The organism is uncultured Treponema sp. (assembly GCF_946187725.1).
In the GTDB taxonomy this organism is placed as follows: domain Bacteria; phylum Spirochaetota; class Spirochaetia; order Treponematales; family Treponemataceae; genus Treponema_D.
On sequence record NZ_CAMHSK010000008.1, the window covers coordinates 94,866 to 112,694 of the forward strand.

A 17,829-nucleotide genomic window follows, 5' to 3' on the forward strand; every position below is an offset into this window, starting at 1 on the left:
ATCACATTGTTTCATTTCTTATCACCTTTCCCTTCGGCTCTCGCAAGGTTCTTCTGAAAGCACTTTTGCAGGGCTTCTTCAATGTCGATAGTTGGCTCGTTTGCGCAGATAATCAGAATACAGGCGATAACATCAGCAAGTTCTGATTCAAAGTGTTCCTGTAATTCGATTATGTTTCTTTCATACTCGCGGTTATCATTGATTGCTGAATCAAGTGTATTGTAGGCTTCTGTTGCTTCTACAACTTCACTAGCACAATGTTTGAGCATTGCCATTGTATCAGTATCAACATTTGCACCATTCGTTTTCCGAACATAAGCGACATTCCGCATTTTGTAGGCTAAATCGTTCAAATCAATCATCTTCCATTTTCTCCTTTTTTACATTCAGAATAAAAAGCACGACAAGCAGAATAATAACAATTCCCAAAGGAATTAAACTTGGCAAGAATACTACAAGCCAACTCCACTTTATGACCTTGCAAAGTTTCAGCACAATAAAAATAAGCTGCAATACTTCCAAAAAGGTTAGACCACCTTTTGCCTTATTATTTTCCATACTTACAACACTCCTTGCTTTTCGCAAAATTCTGTTATCTGGTCACTTGTGCATTTTAGAAGCGGCTTCCATGCAATGACTTTCTTCTGTGTGTTTGAGTTTCTGAAATCTTCTTTTTGCAGATACATTGAATGGTCAAAAAAGAAGAATCCGTTTTGATACTGTCCTCTGTGATAGTTGTAGCCGCCGCATATATTGTCATTCCAGAGAATACCCATTACATCATAGAAAAGACCGTCAGACGGCGGTAAAGCGTCTTTTACGCTTCTATAGCCTTGTGTTTTTTTTGCACAGTCAGCACCCAGATAAAAAGCCTCATCGCAAGCCTTGTTATATCCGTCATTTGCGCCTTGCCAATAAGCACCTTCAACTTCCCTTAGCACAAAGTCTGCAATCTGGCTGTTTTCGAATTTTGGATAAGTCCGAGTTATTGAATATTGCTTTGATTCCTTTTCAAACATTTTCACGCTCCTTTTACAATGTGCTTTATATATATTTCAATAGGAATACGGATTGGTGTTGAGCAAAAATCTATTGCAACAGCAAGAATACAGGTCTTAAAGAAGCCCAACTTCGGCACAAAATCAAATACCAACGGCAATAAAAGATTGAATCCTATGTAAATAAATATGCCCGAAAACAGCCATACCAGAAATTCAGTAACAGCAAGCTCTAAAATCATCAGTCCAATCTTTTTCATTTCTTAATCCTCTCAAAGTAAAATTTCTTATCCCACTTATTTACGGTTATCATTCCGTAACGCTCGGCGATACGGAAAAGAAACTGTTTCTGCAGGCGGCTTATGACACCTGCAAGAAGCCAATTTTTGAAGTCGTACAGAAGAAGCGTACTCTTGTATTTGTTGCACATTCTGCAGGCAGGGTTTGCGTTTTCGATTGAATCAGCTCCGCCACGCTTTAATGCTACAATGTGGTCAATCTGCATTTCTTCGATTCTGATTTTGCAGCCACAATAGGCACAATGTCCTTTGTACTTCTGGTATATCCGTTTACGCTCTTCTTTAGTCCACTTTCTACGCTTCATCTATAACCTCTTTTACATCTGTAAGGTGTATGGCATACACGGGCTTGTTAATATGCAAGTCGGTGTCCTTGCCGTCAACTACCTCAATTTTCTTAATGATTGCATTTAACCTAGTTTTTGGATTATATCCAAGTTGTAGCTTGCAAATCATTGGAAATGGAAAAACATCTTTTGTCGCTTCATAATCGTATGAGATAATGTCGAATGTTAGACTTCCTCCTTCGTGCCAAAATCTCTTAGTCCAGTACGGCTTTACTTCCCGATATTCAATCGTCTTTTCGCCGGACTTGATTTTTTCATACCATTGGTTTTTAAGTGGAAATATCAGCATAAATACCTCACTCAACATCAAACAAGGTCGGCTGCTTTGAGGCTTCGCGGTTCTTTCTTTCTTCAAGCAGTCTGTCTACTCTGGATTCAAGAATCTTTGACTTTTCGAGAGCTTCTTTTGAGCGTGTTTTGAAATACTCTTTTTGTGCGGCTCTCATGTCGTGTACCAAATCGGCGAATTCGCCTGTAGTCATTTCTGCTCCTAAAAAAAAGAAGCCCGCGCAGTCCTCGACAACTACACGGGCAGTAAACGCCTTAAAAAAGCGTTCAATCATGTCGAGGGGAGATTCAACGCTCTTTTCTTGTTTATAAATCGAATTTACACCGATAATTATTATTTGTCAATACTAAAAACAGTAAAAGATACTATAAATTGACAGAATAACGGAATGAATGTATTATAGAAAATAAGATTGTGGTGAGGTGGAAAAGTGCTGAACGGCTTGATAAACGGCAAAAAAGAAAGTTACTCGCGTTATATTGCACAAGCCCCACAGCCGATTGTAGAAATTGTAGAATTTAATCCTTCACTTGGAAATGAAATCCCTGTTATAGATTTTTCGGCAATAAGAAAATCACCTATTGGAAAAGCTATATTAGCTGACAATGATGAGCAGAATGTTTTACAAGGGTATTCTTTCAAGTTTTCTACAAGTGATACAGAAGGAAGTTTCACACTAACCTTGCATCCGGGCAATGCCGATAAGCCGTATTTTGACAAAATAAAACCGTTGCAGATTGTAAAAATCTACGAAAGAGATAATACAGGCAGAACACCCGACTTTGTAGGTGTAATCAACAGAAAGAAATTTGTTGCCCAGCCGGGAAGCGGTTTAAGAATCAGCATAACAGGAAAATCCGTAGCAAGTTTTATCAGCAGATTCAAGATTAGTCTTGACCTTAATGCTATGGCGATTACAGAACAGCTTGAATCTCAACAGGCATTATCTACAGCACTTACGGCAAGTCTTGCAGAAGGGAAAATATTAAAAGTTTCAGAGGTTCTAAAGAAAATCTGGGAATACTCTAAAGACTGTGCTTCTAAATGCATTAAACTCTCAAATCCAGCAATAGAAAAATATGTAGAGAAATATCTAGGAAGCAATTTCTTTTCTTTTGATGAAGAAATGGAGCTTTCCTATCCGCTTTCAAGTGTTTTTAACGGTCAGAATACAATTATGTTCTGGGATATTGTAAGCGGTATTATTCCGTTTCCTGTTTATGAACGCTTTGCTTTTGTCGACGAAAAAGGAAAGACAAAAATAAAAATCCGCGAAGTGCCTTTTGATTGTTCTGGTGACGGTTTGGGATTCTCTTCATGGGATAAACTCGAAAAGAACAAGACAGAATTAGACCCCGCAATCGTTAAAGGCTTTGATTTTGATGTTTCTGATGATGAAGTTTATACGGCTTTTTTCTCTTATGTTATTGGCTCTCCAATAGAGCAGGATAAGGCTTTAAGGCTTGCTGCACAAACAGGCGGATTCGGTAATGAAAAAGTAGAGATTTACAATAAAAAAGCTGCTATCTACGGTTATAGCCCTTTAACCGTCAATTTTAATGGGTATGGCACAAAGGAAAAAACAGCATCAGACCCGGAAAAAAGTTCTGCATACGACAAACTTAATAAACGCCTTATGAATTGGTACGGACATCTTGAAGAGATGTTAAAAGGCACTATCACAATCGCAACTATTGTAAACAAAGAAGAGAGCAAAGATGAAAAAACACCTATGTGTGGTGAGATTGTTTCTTTTCTTGGCGGTGAATTCTATGTAAATGAAGTTGAACATACTTGGAATTTCGGCGGAAACCCAGAAACAAAATTGACGGTATCACGCGGCGGAAACTATGAAAAGAAAAAGTTTGCTCCATTAGAGGGTATTACAAAACGCTATGTACTCTTTAAGCAGCTTCTTGATACGGCAAAGGCTAAGGGAATCAATATTCTGTAGGTGATTTATGGCGAAAGAAATAAGCATTGTATTAAATCGTAATTCCTCACCTATGAACAATCCGACAATTCCCGCTCCAATGCCGCCTATAAAAAACATGATTGGATTCTGGGGAACGGTAACGGAAGTACACCCGGAAAACTGTACTTGCCGTGTAAGAATGGCAAGCGGTTATGTAATTGCAAATGTTCGCGTTATGGTTCAGTCATGGGTAACTGTTGATGATGAAAAAGGGTATTTGAGCGGTGAGCGATATTTGCCGCCTGTTGATACTTTCGTTCTTTGTGTATGCCCGGAAGGAAACTTAGCGGACACCGTGATTATTGGTAGCGGTTTTGCTCTTTCTGCTGCTGTTCATGCGGATTTTAAGACAGATTCAGACGACAAGAAAGAACTTGATAACGCTGCAAACACAAGAAAGATTGTGAAGAATTCGGGCTGGACTTTTGAAACTGACTACCGAAACGGCTCTAAAAAAATCCGTAATGCGCCGGAAGAAGGTGACGCGACAATCAGCATAGAAGTGAATCAAGGTGAGGACGGAGAAAAAGCGGACGGCAGCGTAACAACGATTAAGGTATACGGTACGACACTCACACTGACTGAAAAAGACGACCCGGAAATAAAGGTTGAAACAATCGGAAATACAATCTTTGACATAACAGAAGATACGATTGAGTTTTCGACTGACGCTGAAATTAAGCGAACTATAAAAAAGGCTCTTACGATTGAAACACAGGACGCTTTGACTTTGACGGCTCAAAAAGATGTCGGCTTGAAGTCCAGCGGAAGCGGAAAACTTGAACTTGGAAATACTGTAGCGACTTTGGGAGCGATGATAAATGACTTGCTCGGTTATCTTGCAAGCCTAAAAACAGTAGGAAGCCCGGCAAGTCATACGGCAAGCCCGGATTTTATAGCACAGATACAGGCACTTAAAGCAAAGTGGGGGCAGGTGTTTAAATGAGTTTAGTACAGTCAAAACTTAAAAATGATTTACTCGCGGCTTTTAATTCCATGACAGACGGTGATGATACAGTTTTTGCAAAGAAGGTTTCTAAAGCTGTTGCGGATTATGCGCATACAGGAGTTGTTTCTACAACTGACGCAGGTGCAATTTCGGCGGGTGCTTTTACAGGAAAAGGCACAGGAAGCATAAGCGTACAATCTTCTATTTGTGAAAACATTCTGATTGCGGCTTGTCGTGCTATGGCGAATATGACAAGCGGCGGTGATACTTACCTTGCGGCACAAATGGCAAGCGGAATTCATGCGATGATTTCAGCCGGACAGGTAACAACCTCTGTTGTAGGTACGGTTATTCCGCCTAGTGGTGGCTCTTCTCCAATGGCAGGAAGCGCAAGGGGAAAAATGGTAGGTGTTTCTGCAACAATTCAAGCCGGACTTATCGCAGCATTTCAAGCAATGGGAGCAATGACAGAGGGCGGAGATAAGTATTTTGCTGAACAGGCTGCAAATGTCGTTACTTCATACTTAAAGGCGGCAGTTATCACCACAAACGGTACAGGAAGCATTTCTGGAAGTATTGGAAGCGGAAACATGATGTAGAGGTAATAGAAAATGGCAAGAATAATGAATCTGGGAGTATGGCACAAGGCTTATATGCTCGAAATTATGGGGCTACAAAAAGAAGAAGGTTTTAGCCTTAGTTCTGCTTTGAATTTCAGTGGTTCAGAAGTGTTTACTTTTGCCTTGCCTCCAGAAGCGGAAGATTTTGACTATTCTCAAAGAGTGACCGAAACAAAGACTTTCGGCGGTGCTGTATTCGATGATTACGGCAACGATACTTTCAAAATTGTCATTTCCGGCTCTACCGTAAACAATGAAAAGAAACTTATCTACAGAGGAACAAAAGCAATTCCCGAATATCTGACAGGCGAAAAAGAAATATTCAAATTGCGTGATTTACTCTACAGAAGCGGAAAACTTGAAAACCTTGAAGGAAAGAAAGTTTATCTGTACGACCTTTCTAAGATGTCGGCTTTACAGATTGCAGCCGGAAGTCCCTCTAAAAATAGCTGGTGGCGAGTACAGATTAAGTCGCTCAAAATCAAAAGGTCAAAAGACAAGCCTTTTACATACAATTACACACTCGAAATGATTGGATATTACGAGGACAAGAAATCAATCCCAAGCCTTTTCGGTGGCGGTGTAGCTGATTTTATTTCCGGGGCGCAAAATGTTCTTGAAACTATCAACACAGCCTTTGCAACGGTTGAAATGGCAACCGGGGTTTGTGCTGATATTAAAGCAAAAATAGACGAAACTAGCAAACTTATAGAAAACATTGACAATCCACAAGAAGCAATTCAAGTTATAGGTGGCTTTGAAAGGGCTTTAATTGGTACATCTACTGTAAATGCCGCTTATAATTCAGCAAAATCATGTGCCGCCTTATGTGGAAAATTAACAGAATTCAATGACGCAATGGGGCTTTCTGATGATACATCGAAGAGCGGAAGCATAAGCGAAGATGAAAAGTTTACCGTAACATTTGACGCAAACGGCGGACATTTTATTGTCAAAGAAGAAGAGGTAGACAAGATAACAGAATCGGTTTCTTATTCTCAATCTGCAACAAAGCCGGAAGCTGACCCGACAAGAACAAATTACGAATTCGCTTATTGGTATCAGCTTTCAAGCCCGGACACAGAATTCAATTTCAAAGACACACCGATTAAGGCTGATATTATTCTTTTTGCAAAATGGGTACAGAAAAAAGCCGTTGTCACTTTCAATTCTCGTGGTGGTTCTGCTGTTGATTCGCAGACCGTTGATATTGGCGGAAAAGCCGTAAAGCCGGAAACTGACCCGACAAGAGCAGGATATAACTTTACTCAATGGTGTTCAAATTATGCGGCAACTATCGCCTTTAATTTTGATACCGTAATAAATGAAGATACGACTATCTATGCTGCATGGGCAAGAATAACGGCGGTTACTGTCACATTCGACAGTAAGGGCGGCTCTGATGTTCCTTCGCAGAGTGTAGAGCCGGGAAATAAAGTTATTTGCCCGGACATTCCGACTAAAGAATATTATGCGTTCGGCGGTTGGTTTACAGATGAAGAATGTACGACAGAATTTGATTTCAGCCAGAGTATTTCATCGTCACTCACTCTTTACGCAAAATGGACGAGAGCATACAACGATGTTGTTTTTGATTCTAAGGGCGGAAGTAGCGTAACAAAACAGACCGTCATTATTGGCGGAACTGCAACAATCCCGGAACAGCCGACAAGAGAAGGTTATACTTTTGCTTTCTGGTGTACAGATTCGGGGGCAACAAACGAATTCGACTTTACAACACCGATTACGGCAGATACCACACTTTACGCAAGGTGGGTTTTGAATCAGTACACAGTAGCCTTTAACAGTAACGGCGGAAGCAGCGTACAAAGTCAGAGCGTGGAGCATGGAAAACTTGTTGTATTCCCGATTATGCCGACAAAAACAAATTACTCATTCTTTATGTGGTGCAAGGATAAATACCTTGAAGAAGAATACAGCTTCTCAACGCCTGTTACATCTGATTTGACCTTATATGCTCGCTGGTTCGGAAGCTCTTATAGCTTTGCTTTTGATTCTAACGGCGGAAACACAATCCCGACACAGACAATAGAGAACGGCAAGAAAGCAACAAGAGTTGTACCTGCAAAGATAGGAAACACTTTTGAAGGCTGGTTCTCTGATGAAGAACTAACAAAAGAATTCAGCTTTGACACGGCGATTGTGCATGACATGACTGTTTGGGCGAAATGGCAGCCGGACACATTCACGGTTACTTTTGAATCTAACGGCGGTTCGGAAGTAGACCCACAGACCATTGAATACGGAAACACAGTTACACAGCCGGACAATCCAACTAAGAGCGGAAGCGAATTTGCAGGCTGGTATTCTGATGAAGAGCTGACACAGAGCTACGATTTTAGTAGTTCTGTTACATCTGATATAACGCTTTACGCAAAATGGAGCTGATTATGATGTTAGAAACTGATGATGATAAGAAAGATTCTCTGATTGACGCGGAAGCAGAGTTGAATTCTTGCGTATGTAAAATTGTTGCAGCGGTAAAACAGAAACAGACGATGTACGAGCCTGTTGTTTATGTTGATACAGAAGGAAATGACGCTATTGCTTATGTGTACGATTCCCGGAAAATCCGCATGAGTTCAACAATGACGCTTGATAAACTCGCCGAAAAGTTTTTCGGAAACGCTGATTATGCAAGCCTTATCGCTTATTACAACAATATCCAGAATGAGCATGAAATAGAAGCAGGAACTATTATTAAGATTCCTATTCTTTCGCCGGACGAATCAAACGCAAACAACCGTATTTATGCCATTCCGGGCGATACTGACAATTACGGTCGTGACATTGCGCTTGATGATGAGGGCGATTTTGCTGTACAGAACGGCGATTTTGCCACAACAAGCAGCGTTGAAAACCTTAATCAAGCTATCGCAATGCGCCTTACAACAGCTTCGGAAAAACGCATAAGGTACAACGCTTACGGTATCAAGGCACAAATCGGAGAAGAAGCCGTAAAGAATTACCTTTTGAGTACGGTTGAGCAGACTGTTTTAGCTGACCCTCGCGTAATGGAAATCAACGAGATTTCGGCAAGCAGCGACAATGACAAGATTTATATTGCCGTGGATTACACGGATATAAACGGAAATAAACAAAAAATGAATGAAGAGGTGTAAATATGGCAGACATCAAAAGATACGATGAACTTATGGAAGAAGCCTGCGCGAATATGATTGCAAGGCAGAACAAGATAACCGACTTTAACGAAGGTTCTATCATTCACACGATTTTAGACACTTTTTGCCGCATTGTGGAAAGAGTGTATATTGCCATTCGTTCCGGGTTCAATCAAGGCTTGATTATGCTAATTTATTCCGTATTTAAGTTTGAGAAGAAAAGCGGAACTTATGCAAGCGGAAAAGTAACATTCAGCCGAGCTAGTGCATTGGACGCAAGAACGGTTATTCCTTCGGGCGTGAAGGTTTCGGGGAATGGTTTTAATTTTGTAACAACGGAAGCCGGAGCGATTGAAGCTGGCGCGGTTGATTCTGACGAAATCACGATAAAGGCAGAAGAAGCCGGAAGTGACTATAACTTGGAAGCTGGGGCAATTACAAGTATTGATTCATCTGTACCTAGCGATATTTCAGCCGTAACAAACAAAAACGCAATCACAGGCGGAACAAACGAGGAAACAGACGCAGAAGTAGAAGAGCGGTTCACAAAGAAACTCGCCGGACTTTCCGGCACAAATCTTTACGGCATTGAGGACGCAGCTTTAAGCGTTGATTCTGTACGCTCTGTATCGGTAAAGAATCACAAGCCGCCGTTGAAGAATGTTTATCATGTTTCGGTTTATGTTGACGATGGCTCTGGAACGGCAAGCGATGAACTTTTGCAGGAAGTAAAAAAAGCCGTTGAAGGAACTGAAACACAGAACGGACACCTTGCGCCGGGAGTAAACGCCCGCTATCTTGCCCCAACCGCCGTACCTGTTGATTTTGAAATTGAAGTTTCTACAGGTGAAGTTGATACGGCAGAAACACAGGCAGAGATTAAGAAGATTGTTCAGTCTTATGTGAATTCGCTCCGTATCGGCGGTACGGTTATTCTTTCAACGATTGTTGCAAAAATCCGGGCATTGTCTTATGTGTCTGATGTAACGATTAAATCACCGACAGAAAACTTTACCGTAAACAGTGAACAGATTGCACGGTTTGGAAACGCAGAAATTACAGTTGTGGAGAGTTAAAAATGAAACTTGGCGATTTTATAAAAAGTCCTTTTTCTACTCTCATAAACAGAAAAGGAAGCATATTCAAAGCTCTTCTTGCGGACAATGGAAACGGCACAATGGAAAAGCTGATTTCTGGTGTTGAAACTTGTCGCTCTGAATGGTGCAACGACACGGATTTTTACAACATGAGCGGTGAACGCTTTGAAAAATGTGCCGCTTTGTTCAGCGTTCTTAAAAGAATGTATGAAGAAAGTGACGAATCTTTCAAGAACAGAATCGGCTTGCTTTTGCACAGAAACGGTGATGATATTTGGGGCGACAAGTGGAATATCCTTCATATCTTGCAGACCTACTTTGATACAAAATCGGTATGGATTCGCAACAGCACGGATAATCCCAGCCTTAATATTCTTGCTGACCCGGATTTTGAAAAGATGTCTGCATGGACGCTTGAAGGTGGGGCTGCATATTCACAGCAGGCGAATTTCAGCGGTGCTTTGGGTATGGCTTTTTCTTCTGTTGGTTCATGTTCGCAGATTGTTTCTGTTTCACAGGACACTACATATTTCCTTCACTTCTTTGTGCAGGGAAAGATAAATGTATCTGTAAGGGATAATAACGGTCGCTATTACTGTACGAAAGCGGGTGATTTCGGAGCATGGCAACAGAATAAATGTGTCGCAACATTTTCTTGTGATGAATGGGATGCTAAAAGCCTGTTCTTTATTACTGATTCTGATGTCAGTGCGGTGACAATCACTTTTGAATATGTAGACATTGAAACATACCTTGATTATACAAGGCTTTTTGCAATGGACGGAAGCATTACATTCTCTGTAATCGTTCAGTTTAAAGGCGTTCACAGTGATTCAACGCTTGTTCTTGCGCCGGGCGAAGCTGACCCGATTAAAGCTCCTGTTTTGGACTTTGCGGGATTCTTCGCAGAAGGTACGCAAGATGTAAGAGAAATAGACAGTGCAGACCAGAGTTTCTATGACTTTGATTCTGCTGCTGCAATAGCTGATGTTTCGCCACTTTTAACAGGTGGGGAAGAGGACTTTATACCGACTGCAAACCTCGACGGCAGGGCGTATATAGAGCTTGATACATGGTGCATGGCGGGCAATACGGACGGCGATGTAATCACGATTGATTACGATTCAATGTCTTATTACGACAACGCATTTGTGTATGGAGCTACAGGCACTAAATCGCAGGCAGTTTACGAAGAATTGCTTGAGATTATGGCTGCTGGGGGAACAACGCCATTCATTGAGCTAGTCACTCGTGAAAGTGCGGAAGAATAAAATATCGAGGAGGCATTTTATATGTCTAATTTGGCAGGAGCGGTAACGCTTGAAAACGAAATCGTGAAAGCGACAGACTTTCAGTATGCTCACGACCAGCAGTATAAGAACATTGCGCTTGTACTGAAAACTATTGTATCTGGGAGCGGGCATAACTTCATTCTTGGCGGTTCTGTAGCACCATATACAAACGGCGGAATGAATGTACAGGTTGACGGCTTGCTTGCGTATTGTGACGCAAACGAGGAAGTAGGAATTGAAACAGAAATGACTAAGCCTGTTTCTGTTGAAGCTGCTGACGACACACTTGACCGCAAGGACATTGTGCAGGTTGCTATTTCAGAAGTCGGCTTTGACGAGCAGAGCCGTGCATTTATCGACCCGGACACAAAAGTTAAGACTTTTGAACACATCAACACAAAGAAAAAAGTTGTGCTGACTATTTCTGTAAAGAAAGGTTCAAATGGTTCTGAAATTGCGCCTGCAGTTGATGAAGGTTGCGTAAAAATTGCTGAAATTTCTGTTCCGGCTGGCACTCTTAACATTACATCTGACTTGATTGAGAATGTTTCTTCAAGAGTTGCGGGCGGTGAGAATGTGAATTGGACGGCGGATAAAGATTCTACTTTTGCGCCGATTTACCTTGCTTCACTCATTCAGAGCTATCTCACACGGCACAATGAGGATGGCACACACAAGGATAATTCCATTGTTGCGGCAATGCTGAAATTCGGCACTGAATCCGGCTCAATCAATGCAAGCCTTTTGCCTGTTGGCGAGAGCATGACATTGAACAAGGTTTCTCACGAATCTGTAGAAAGCACAAAAGAGCTTATTAAGGCTATCGTGACTTTCTGCAATGGTGTCTATGCTTACACAAACAATATTTTCTCACGCTATGAATATCTTGAAGATGTTCCGGCGGCAGTTTCAACAGAAAATGTTGATGTAACCGAAGGTGGGGAAACAACTATTGACGGCGTTTCCGTTACAGCAGGTCAGATTGTTTTCTTGAAAGACCAGACGGACAAAAAAGAAAACGGTCTGTGGGAAGTTCAGACAGGAAGCTGGAACAGAGCGGACGACTACGAAGAATCTACTACAGCATTTGACTACAAACTTGTTTTTGCAGCAGCAGGAACAGTGAATAAGGGGAAGGTTTTCTTTTTGCCGGGCAACACTTACACAATCGGCACTGATGAACTTGATTTTACAGAAGCAAACTTCACTTCTGACAAACAGGCTCACAAATTCGTTATGCGTGACGAGAACGGACGCGCAAAAATGGCAGAGCCGGAAGAAGATGATGATATTGCCGTAAAGGCTACCGTTAAGGCAGAAGAAGCTGCAAGAAAGGCTTATGAAAAGCAGCTTACAGCACATTATGACAGTTGCGAAGGAAGAAACCTTTTAACCGTTCTTGGTGTAGAAACTGTAGCCGAGGCTATGGAGATTCTTCACGAAAGATGTAACGGAACAGGAAAGCCGGACTTTTCGGGGCTTCTGATTGGTGACTATCTTGATTTGCCGTCATTTACTGTAGACGGAACAAGCTATAGCGGTCAGCGTATCGTTATTTCTGGATTCAATCAGTATATCGGTGTTGGTGATACAGAAAACACTAAGAATCATATTCTTTGGACTTTCCGCGATGTAGTTCTCAAAAGACAGATGAATACATCAGATACCAACACAGGCGGCTATCCTGCTTCTGCAATGAAAACCTTCCTTGAAGGTGTATTTGCGGCAGGTCTTGCTTCTGCTCTTGGCGGAACTTACATCTATTCTGTAAGACGCGCGACTTCTATTAAAGGTTCTACAGCATGGAACAGCTTTACAGTATTCTTGCCAACTACTGTTGAAGTATTCGGAGTTGATACTTACGGTGACGACCAGATTGCTTGGAATACGAATGTTCAGTTTCCTATCTTTAGGAATTCTTCTTACTATCGTATCAAGCGTAATGGTGGAAGTAGAGCATGGTGGTGGCTTGGTACGCCTCATGCGTCGGACTCCACCTACTTCTGCATTGTCACCAGCTCTGGTTATAGCAACTACCGTGCCTGTGATACTGATGGCGGCGTTGCGCCCGCTTTCTGTACCTGCTAAGGTGCAGAACCTCTAATCTTCAAATCTGGGCGGCGTAATGCCGCCTTTATTTAGCAATAGAGAAATACTAAGAATAAATATTTTAGGAGAATAAAATAATATGTCGGTTGTTAAGAATAAGAGAAGTTTATCAAGACTTGAATTTTACAACACAGCAAGAAAATTAAGAATCGACCTTACAAATTGGCTTTTGCGTGATTTCGGAATCCGCGACAAAGTTTATAAATTTAAAAATGATGATGAACTAGAGAAAACTCTTTATGCAGAATATCCGAAATGGTTTATTGAAAGCACAAGAAACACAATGCTGACAATATTAACAAATCTAATGATGAATATTACGGCAGCAAATTCTATCTACCCGATAAACATGACGGAAGTAGATTTAAGGCGTGGAATACAGGATAAGGCAATCGCAAATTGCGAGCAGCTTTTACAGGAGCTTATTTATTGCGCTGATGTAATGCCTTTACAGACTTCAAAACTAGAGCCTTATGCAGAAATGATAGACAAAGAAATTGCATTGCTTAAAGGCTGGCGAAAAACAACTAACGATATTGGTAAAAGGATAATGACAAAGAATCAAAAAAGTGATACTATATTTCGTACTTAATACTAAAAATAAAAAGTGAAGAAAAATGGGAAACAATCTGATACGCCTCATGCGTCGAACTCCACCAACTTCTGCAATGTCAACAACAATGGTAATAGCAACAACAATGCAAGTAATACTGATGGCGGCGTTGCGCCCGATTTCTTACGGTGGTCATAAGTGTAGGCTTTTTAGCCGAGCCACCTTCTTAGAAAGGAGATTGTTTCCTTCCGTGAAAGAACGGTAAACGAGTATCTGACGAGTTCGGGCGGACGCTTCTTGCATGGCATGGGTTGTGTAGTAATCCCTTGTTTCATGCCCGGTAACTCTAAGCGGCTTGGTGCTAAAACTACACACCGTTTACAGAAGAGTAGGCGGAAGCCGTGCAGATACATTTTTCTTTTTTTATTTGAAGGCAACTATGACGAGCAAAGAAAGAAAAGAAGGGCGCAGATTAAGAAGAATCGAAAATCGACAGTGCAAAAAGGCTGATTTTCTTAAACAATACAACGATTTTAATTTAGTTACTAATACAGATAATCTTTATCATGCTTTCAAGATGTCTAGGCGCGGTGTAAGCTGGAAAGAAAGCGTACAGCGTTACGAAAACAATGTCTTGCAGAATATAAACGATACAAAACAAAAACTTTTAAATGGCGAAAGCGTACAAAAGGGCTTTGTTGAATTCCAGATACACGAGCGGGGTAAAGTTCGCCATATCCGAAGTGTACATATTTCTGAAAGAATCGTACAAAAGTGTTTGTGTGACGAAATTCTTGTACCGATTATTACACGCTCTTTGATTTACGATAACGGTGCAAGTATAAAAAATAAGGGTATCAGCTTTGCAATGAATCGGTTACGGTGTCATTTGACAAAGTTTTACCGGGAAAATCATTCAAACAAAGGTTATGCGCTTGTAGCGGATTTTCAATCTTTATAAGAGCTTTATTACTGTCTTTGGTGACGGTATTTCTTTGGGGCTTGGAAGTCAAGTTTCGCAGATTTCGGCTATCTCATATCCGAACAAATTAGACCATTATTGCAAGGAAGTATTGAGAATTAAATATTATGGGCGTTATATGGACGATACATATTTGATTCACAGTGATAAAAAGTATCTTGAATACTGTCTTTCAGAGATAAAGAGAATCTGTGATGAATTGGGAATTAAGCTTAATCCGAAGAAAACGCGAATTGTGTCGCTTGATGAAGGTTTCTGGTTCTTGAAGGGAAAGTATATCTTGCTTGAATCTGGGAAAATCATTTGCAAGCCTGCTCGTGACGGTGCTTTGCGAATGAGAAGAAAATTAAGAAAGTTCCTCAAAATGGTTGAAGAAGGTACGATGTCACTTTCTGATGTTTACACTTCTTACCAATCATTCAGAAGCCATTTAATGCAGTTTGATAGTTACCACATCGTTCATAACATGGATAAATACTATGCTAAACTGTTCGTACATAACTACAGCCTGCTTTATGATGAGCCGAGAATAACACATAAGAACAGAATATTAAGCGAGCGCAACAGGTGCATTATGCCTATTAGCCGTGTTACGGTAAAGAAAATGTCACTTTTAGCCGGGGTATGAGTTTAAGAAACTGATTGATTTTTAGTCCTATATATCGTATAATTTACTATAAAAGGTATTTTGTAGCAACAAAAGCCGCTGAAATGACACTCCATTGTCTTTCGGCGGCTTTTTTATTTCTACAGGAAAAGGACTTAGGGCAATGTTGGAATTCATATCTAAAAGTACACCGCTTAATCTCATTATTACAGGAATCTTTGTATTGTGTGCGATTTTAATAATCGTAAAGACAATTAAAGAGTTATCCGTGAAGGTCGGCGACAAGAGCGTTTCATTTTCGAGCAAGAAAACGCAGTCGGAAATTGTAAAAGTCGTAACTGATTACGCAGATTTTAAGTACAAGATTAAGGAAGAGCAGGCAGAAGGTGTAAACGACCTGCATTTACAGGCAAAAAGAGTGGTGCAGGTGCAGATTGACCAATATGTAAAGAGAATAACGGTTGATTACATGGGAGCATTAAACAAGAGCGGCGCAGAAAATGCCGGGCTTACTATAAATATCTTCTCGCTTCTCATGCGGATTCTTTATAACGAGATGTACAAATTCTGCATGGAGATTTACGAAAGGAATCATCTTAAAGACAAGTCGGATTCCGAATTAAAAGAACTTGCAGAAACAAACTATCAGCGGCTTGCTGACATTTTCCGGGAATTCATGCAGACGAATTGGCTTGATGTAATGGGGGATTACGAAGTCCTTCATAATATCTGTGTGGCAGAGATAAACTTTGTGCGGAATCTTATGTATCAGATTCTTGCTTCTTTCCGGGATTTGAGCCGTCAAAAATACGAGCTTATCAATACTATCAATGACATAGATTGCAAGGTTAGGGAGAAAGTGCAGAATAACGGCGTTCTTCCCACCAATGCAATCTCAATTCTTTCAGACCTTTACATTCCCGGAACAGGGCTTAACAAAAACAGCGTAGAAAAGTGGCTATCCACAACAAAATAAAACAGGGGGCTAAAAATGGACGAAGTTAAAGCAGAAGAAACAAAGGCGGAAAGCGAAGATAAAAAACTCACGGCAAAAGCAATCAGCAAGATTTTCAAGCTCATTGCGCCTTTGGGTATGATTACCTGTGCAATTTTGAAGTGGGCGGGAATTCTGCCTAATGCTTCAATGGGTGAAATTTGTATGCTCTGGGCTACAGTTTACGGACTTGGGGCTGGAACTATCGACCTTAATATCATGTTTGACAAATTTGTAGGTGGAAGAAATGACAGCCGCGATTAAACTTCTTCTGATTGTTTGCGCCGTTTTTCTTTTTGCAGCTTTGATTTTCTTTTTTTTGTGGCGGCTCTCTGTTGGCAAGAGAAAGTCGCAGAAGGAAACGATTGACAAGCTCGTGCAGCAGATAAACGAAGCGAAGCAGACGAATTCCGAATTGGAATACACGATTAGTGTTCTGAAAAAGAACAGGGAGAAAGCAAATGAAAAAATCAATGATTTGCATAATGGCGATGTTCTTGGCAATGCTCTTGATAGGTTGCACAAGCACAAAGGTTGAGTACATCAAAAAGCCTTATTTGCCGGAATTAAACTTTCCATTTTTTCCCGAATTGTACGGCGATGTAAGAAACCCGGACGACACAGTAACAGTGCCGGGGGATTGGATTATACAGATTAGTGACTTCCAGATTTACTATGAGGAATTGGAAGATAACTACAACGACTTGAAAAAGAAGTATGAGGGAGAGCGCGAAGAATGAGCATGACATTAACACAGTTCATAAACACATACAAGGGTACGAAAGTTGATTACAAAGACGAAAACTTCAAGGGCGACGGCTCTTTTCAGTGCGTAGATTTGGCTCGACAGTATTACAAAGATGTTCTGAATGTTCCACAGTTTCCGGCTCTCGGTGCTGACGGCGGGGCAAAGGATATTATCAAGAATCCGGGCAAGTTGAAAGTCATAAAAGAAGATTTGCTTGCTGATTATTCTGCAGGCGATGTCCTTGTCTGGGGAGCGAGCAAAACAAACAAATACGGTCATGTCGCTATTCTTGTGGCAATCTATAACACAAAGTATTTCATTGTTCTTGAACAGGACGGCTTCAAGCAGGACGGCGTAAAACTTGCTTTCAGAAGCCGTGAGAATCTTTTGGGCGGATTGTACAAGGCTTAAAGGGGAAAAATGGGCGGTATGCTCATAAATATAAAATGCCTTTTAAGGCAGGGGGTAAGGTATGAAAAAGAATATTTTTCTTATCATTGGTTTGCTGATGGTTGTTGCAGGGGTCGCTATTGCGTACTTTGCAAAGTTTGAGCTTGCCGACATGACAGGTTTTGCACTTACAATGTTTGGCGCAGGAATTGCTACTTCACAGCTTTGGCAGAAACGCGACAAGACACAGAAAACATGGCTTGCCATTCTTGCGGTTAGCTTGGTCGGTATCGGCGCATATCTGCTTGGATTCGGCGGATTCAGCAAGGAAACAATGACAACTGTAATTACTATGGTTTTTGGACTTGTGGGAATTATTGCCGGACTTATTATTGCTGCCATTCAGTCAAAGAACGCAAAGCAGATTGAATGATTTT

The 17,829-nt window shown here is 40.9% G+C and carries 24 protein-coding genes; 17 read left to right on the plus strand and 7 right to left on the minus strand.

The window, feature by feature from the left end:
- Window positions 1-11 precede the first annotated feature (11 nt).
- Genes Q0Q74_RS05320 through Q0Q74_RS05350 form a run of 7 tightly spaced genes read right to left on the minus strand, consistent with a single transcriptional unit; the run spans window position 12 to window position 2,207 of the window.
- Window positions 12-362, minus strand: a complete 351-nt coding sequence (locus Q0Q74_RS05320) for a MazG nucleotide pyrophosphohydrolase domain-containing protein (RefSeq protein ID WP_294429201.1) — start codon at window positions 360-362, stop codon at window positions 12-14.
- Entirely contained in the window at window positions 355-558 is a 204-nt protein-coding gene (locus Q0Q74_RS05325) for a hypothetical protein (protein ID WP_294429202.1), read from the minus strand. The genes Q0Q74_RS05320 and Q0Q74_RS05325 overlap by 8 nt, the downstream gene beginning before the upstream one ends.
- A 2-nt stretch (window positions 559-560) precedes the next feature.
- Window positions 561-1,019 carry a hypothetical protein gene (locus Q0Q74_RS05330; RefSeq protein WP_294429203.1) on the minus strand — a complete coding sequence of 153 codons (459 nt, stop codon included), beginning with the start codon at window positions 1,017-1,019 and terminating at the stop codon, window positions 561-563.
- A 2-nt stretch (window positions 1,020-1,021) separates the two neighbouring features.
- Window positions 1,022-1,258 (minus strand): hypothetical protein, encoded by a 237-nt coding sequence (locus Q0Q74_RS05335; protein ID WP_294429205.1) that lies wholly within the window; start codon window positions 1,256-1,258, stop codon window positions 1,022-1,024.
- A complete protein-coding gene (locus tag Q0Q74_RS05340) occupies window positions 1,255-1,602 on the minus strand; it encodes an HNH endonuclease signature motif containing protein (RefSeq protein WP_294429206.1) in 348 nt (115 codons plus the stop codon). The genes Q0Q74_RS05335 and Q0Q74_RS05340 overlap by 4 nt, the downstream gene beginning before the upstream one ends.
- Window positions 1,592-1,933 (minus strand): hypothetical protein, encoded by a 342-nt coding sequence (locus Q0Q74_RS05345; RefSeq protein WP_294429208.1) that lies wholly within the window; start codon window positions 1,931-1,933, stop codon window positions 1,592-1,594. Before Q0Q74_RS05345 ends, Q0Q74_RS05340 begins: the two co-directional genes overlap by 11 nt.
- A gap of 7 nt (window positions 1,934-1,940) precedes the next feature.
- A complete protein-coding gene (locus tag Q0Q74_RS05350) occupies window positions 1,941-2,207 on the minus strand; it encodes a hypothetical protein (protein ID WP_294429210.1) in 267 nt (88 codons plus the stop codon).
- A gap of 156 nt (window positions 2,208-2,363) precedes the next feature.
- Here Q0Q74_RS05350 and Q0Q74_RS05355 point away from each other — a divergent pair, with 156 nt between their 5' ends.
- The 17 genes from Q0Q74_RS05355 to Q0Q74_RS05435 all read left to right on the plus strand — a co-directional run bounded on the left by Q0Q74_RS05355 (window position 2,364) and on the right by Q0Q74_RS05435 (window position 17,825).
- Window positions 2,364-3,887 carry a hypothetical protein gene (locus Q0Q74_RS05355; RefSeq protein ID WP_294429212.1) on the plus strand — a complete coding sequence of 508 codons (1,524 nt, stop codon included), beginning with the start codon at window positions 2,364-2,366 and terminating at the stop codon, window positions 3,885-3,887.
- Window positions 3,888-3,939: 52 nt separating this feature from the next.
- On the plus strand, window positions 3,940-4,854 hold the full coding sequence (locus Q0Q74_RS05360; protein WP_294429214.1) for a hypothetical protein: 915 nt from the start codon (window positions 3,940-3,942) through the stop codon (window positions 4,852-4,854).
- On the plus strand, window positions 4,851-5,456 hold the full coding sequence (locus Q0Q74_RS05365; protein WP_294429215.1) for a hypothetical protein: 606 nt from the start codon (window positions 4,851-4,853) through the stop codon (window positions 5,454-5,456). The genes Q0Q74_RS05360 and Q0Q74_RS05365 overlap by 4 nt, the downstream gene beginning before the upstream one ends.
- A gap of 12 nt (window positions 5,457-5,468) precedes the next feature.
- On the plus strand, window positions 5,469-7,886 hold the full coding sequence (locus Q0Q74_RS05370; protein WP_294429216.1) for an InlB B-repeat-containing protein: 2,418 nt from the start codon (window positions 5,469-5,471) through the stop codon (window positions 7,884-7,886).
- Between the two features lie 2 nt (window positions 7,887-7,888).
- Window positions 7,889-8,620 (plus strand): hypothetical protein, encoded by a 732-nt coding sequence (locus Q0Q74_RS05375; protein WP_294429217.1) that lies wholly within the window; start codon window positions 7,889-7,891, stop codon window positions 8,618-8,620.
- A 2-nt stretch (window positions 8,621-8,622) separates the two neighbouring features.
- The gene (locus Q0Q74_RS05380; RefSeq protein ID WP_294429218.1) at window positions 8,623-9,696 is read left to right on the plus strand and encodes a baseplate J/gp47 family protein; all 1,074 of its coding nucleotides are present in this window, start codon (window positions 8,623-8,625) and stop codon (window positions 9,694-9,696) included.
- Window positions 9,697-9,698: 2 nt separating this feature from the next.
- A complete protein-coding gene (locus Q0Q74_RS05385; RefSeq protein WP_294429219.1) occupies window positions 9,699-10,988 on the plus strand; it encodes a hypothetical protein in 1,290 nt (429 codons plus the stop codon).
- Window positions 10,989-11,009: 21 nt separating this feature from the next.
- Window positions 11,010-13,097, plus strand: coding sequence for a DUF6273 domain-containing protein (locus Q0Q74_RS05390; RefSeq protein ID WP_294429221.1), 2,088 nt, complete (start codon window positions 11,010-11,012; stop codon window positions 13,095-13,097).
- 100 nt (window positions 13,098-13,197) lie between these two features.
- On the plus strand, window positions 13,198-13,710 hold the full coding sequence (locus tag Q0Q74_RS05395; RefSeq protein ID WP_294429222.1) for a hypothetical protein: 513 nt from the start codon (window positions 13,198-13,200) through the stop codon (window positions 13,708-13,710).
- Window positions 13,711-14,110: 400 nt separating this feature from the next.
- Window positions 14,111-14,632: a hypothetical protein gene (locus tag Q0Q74_RS05400; RefSeq protein ID WP_294429223.1), complete on the plus strand. Its 522-nt coding sequence runs from the start codon at window positions 14,111-14,113 to the stop codon at window positions 14,630-14,632.
- Between the two features lie 112 nt (window positions 14,633-14,744).
- Window positions 14,745-15,281, plus strand: a complete 537-nt coding sequence (locus Q0Q74_RS05405) for a reverse transcriptase domain-containing protein (protein ID WP_367268327.1) — start codon at window positions 14,745-14,747, stop codon at window positions 15,279-15,281.
- 142 nt (window positions 15,282-15,423) lie between these two features.
- The gene (locus Q0Q74_RS05410) at window positions 15,424-16,236 is read left to right on the plus strand and encodes a hypothetical protein (protein WP_294429226.1); all 813 of its coding nucleotides are present in this window, start codon (window positions 15,424-15,426) and stop codon (window positions 16,234-16,236) included.
- A gap of 15 nt (window positions 16,237-16,251) precedes the next feature.
- Window positions 16,252-16,518: a hypothetical protein gene (locus Q0Q74_RS05415; RefSeq protein WP_294429227.1), complete on the plus strand. Its 267-nt coding sequence runs from the start codon at window positions 16,252-16,254 to the stop codon at window positions 16,516-16,518.
- Window positions 16,502-16,792: a hypothetical protein gene (locus Q0Q74_RS05420; RefSeq protein ID WP_294429229.1), complete on the plus strand. Its 291-nt coding sequence runs from the start codon at window positions 16,502-16,504 to the stop codon at window positions 16,790-16,792. Before Q0Q74_RS05415 ends, Q0Q74_RS05420 begins: the two co-directional genes overlap by 17 nt.
- 19 nt (window positions 16,793-16,811) lie before the next feature.
- Entirely contained in the window at window positions 16,812-16,994 is a 183-nt protein-coding gene (locus Q0Q74_RS05425; RefSeq protein WP_294429231.1) for a hypothetical protein, read from the plus strand.
- Window positions 16,991-17,413, plus strand: coding sequence for a CHAP domain-containing protein (locus tag Q0Q74_RS05430; protein WP_294429232.1), 423 nt, complete (start codon window positions 16,991-16,993; stop codon window positions 17,411-17,413). Before Q0Q74_RS05425 ends, Q0Q74_RS05430 begins: the two co-directional genes overlap by 4 nt.
- Window positions 17,414-17,474: 61 nt before the next feature.
- Complete coding sequence (locus Q0Q74_RS05435; protein ID WP_294429233.1) at window positions 17,475-17,825, plus strand: hypothetical protein; 351 nt, start codon at window positions 17,475-17,477, stop codon at window positions 17,823-17,825.
- The last annotated feature ends 4 nt before the right edge of the window (window positions 17,826-17,829 follow it).